Origin of the sequence: Sphingobacterium nematocida (assembly GCF_900168125.1) — a bacterium.
In the GTDB taxonomy this organism is placed as follows: Bacteria; Bacteroidota; Bacteroidia; order Sphingobacteriales; family Sphingobacteriaceae; genus Sphingobacterium; species Sphingobacterium nematocida.
In genome coordinates, this window is sequence record NZ_FUZF01000037.1 from 1 (window position 1) to 1,907 (window position 1,907).

2 protein-coding genes are annotated in these 1,907 nt (G+C 40.9%); one reads left to right on the forward strand and one right to left on the reverse strand.

All coding sequences use genetic code 11. From position 1 onward, the window contains the following. A partial coding sequence (locus B5X76_RS21510) for a hypothetical protein (RefSeq protein ID WP_139375449.1) occupies positions 1-1,091 on the reverse strand: 1,091 nt, incomplete at its 3' end. A gap of 499 nt (positions 1,092-1,590) precedes the next feature. Here B5X76_RS21510 and B5X76_RS21520 point away from each other — a divergent pair. Next, positions 1,591-1,818 (forward strand): helix-turn-helix domain-containing protein, encoded by a 228-nt coding sequence (locus B5X76_RS21520; protein ID WP_079645977.1) that lies wholly within the window; start codon positions 1,591-1,593, stop codon positions 1,816-1,818. Positions 1,819-1,907: the final 89 nt, after the last annotated feature.

The window sequence follows — 1,907 nt, forward strand, 5'->3', positions numbered from 1 at the left end:
TACAAAACACCTAGGCAAATGGAAGAAATGCTGTTGGGTAAAGAAAGATTAGCAGCATAAAAAAAGTCTCTCATTTTTAGTTGCAGTTCCATTCGACGTATTACCGAACAGGTCCCGAACAACCGTCGAACGAATCCCGAGCATGTCAGCACCCAGGTGCGACGCTGCCTCGAGTTACGGCCAAACCATCCTGCAACAACAGTCGAAGCGTCCTCAGTGTATGCCCTAAGTATACCCCAAGTATGCTCGAAGTAATAACAGTGTATTAAGAGTGTATTAGAAGACGATACACTAGCCTTACTGATTCCTTGCTTATTCTTCGGACTTTGCTTGTTCTTTCCTTGGTCTTTGCTTGCCTGTTCTTCGGTTGTTCTTTGCTTATTCCTTGGTTGTAGACCATAGGAAAAGTAACCAATAGGCCACGAATAAGCAGAGAAAGAGCCTACTTGGAACCTACCAAGACCTAACCAAGTACTACCTTGCTCCGATGACTCTTCGATGGTGCTGCGATGGATCCGCGATGCCGCTCCGATGAGCGATCGGAGCCGCGTCACAGCACGGTCACGCGCTGAACGAAGCGAAGTAGAACAAAAGCAGAACGAAGGTAGAACCTGGGTAGAACTAAGTTGGTACACATTAGATGCCAAGTCGGCTGTCTCCTGATCAGATTCGTACATGCTCAGTACCAGCTTCGGAGTTTCATTACCTCCGGAACACCTTTTCATCACGTTTTCATCGAGTATTCCCGATGCAAACGTGTTAAACATGTGTTGAATACGTGGTAAATCTGTGTTGTACGGCCGAAGCAAAGGCGAAGCCAGTTCGAACGTAGTACGAAGGCTTTCATCACCTTCACACACTCTATCGTCACTGCGATATCGCCCAAGCGATAGAAGCAGTCTATTTTTATCTATTGGGGTTTGATAACGGGCACCTGTCCCGAATTTAAGCAGTCTATAATTGATGTCTTTTGGGCGACTAGAAAGATCTCTGTCACGTACGCCTGTCCCGATGTCATATCGGGATAACTTCGTTACTTTGTCACCTTGGCCAACGGCCAGTTCTCTTCCACCCCTAAAATAATGTTTCATATTTAAGCTATATTAGCGACAAATAGATGGAAAGTCTTGTTTCAGACACAAGACCATTAAACACTATCTGTCAATAAATTAAATGATTTAAATCCTATCGGTATACCTAGAGCGTGCGCTAAAAGAAATAATTGGTTTTTATACGGTACAACCGATACGTAGAATGAATTAAATGATTAATGAAACACATTATTCTGGGGGGCAAATCAACAGCCTAAAAAGCCAGTTTTTCAGGTTGCCAGTAAAATATAATGAACAGAAAAGGAACCTCCCTTGCTCAATGGTTGAGCGTGAGAAACTACGCGACCACGACCCTAAAAAAATAAGGGAGGTCCTATCTGAATATCTACGAATTTTATTTAAGTCTATACTTCTCATTCATTTTGGTTTTAGGTTTCTCACGCCTACCATTATGAATGATAAAACAAATATAGGAGTCATAATTTAATTAAACAAATATGTTTAGTAAAAATATCTAACAAAGTCGGTTTTTAGATAAATGGACGAGAAACAAATAAAATTTCGGAAGCAACTCGGAGCGAAAATTCAACAATTACGAGAAAACAAAGGACTAACCCAAGGTGATTTAGCAGCTCTAATTGGTTTCAAAGACTTTCAAGCAATAAGTCGAATTGAAAACGGACGCGTTACAGCATCTGTATATACTATACATTTAATAGCAACAGCTTTGGAAGTAGGTATAGAAGAACTTTTTATATTTGATTAGGCCTTCAGAGTGTTTATCCGTTGTTGAGAAACTGGAACTGCAACTAAAAATGAGAGACTTTTTTTATGCTGCTAATCTTTCTTTACCCA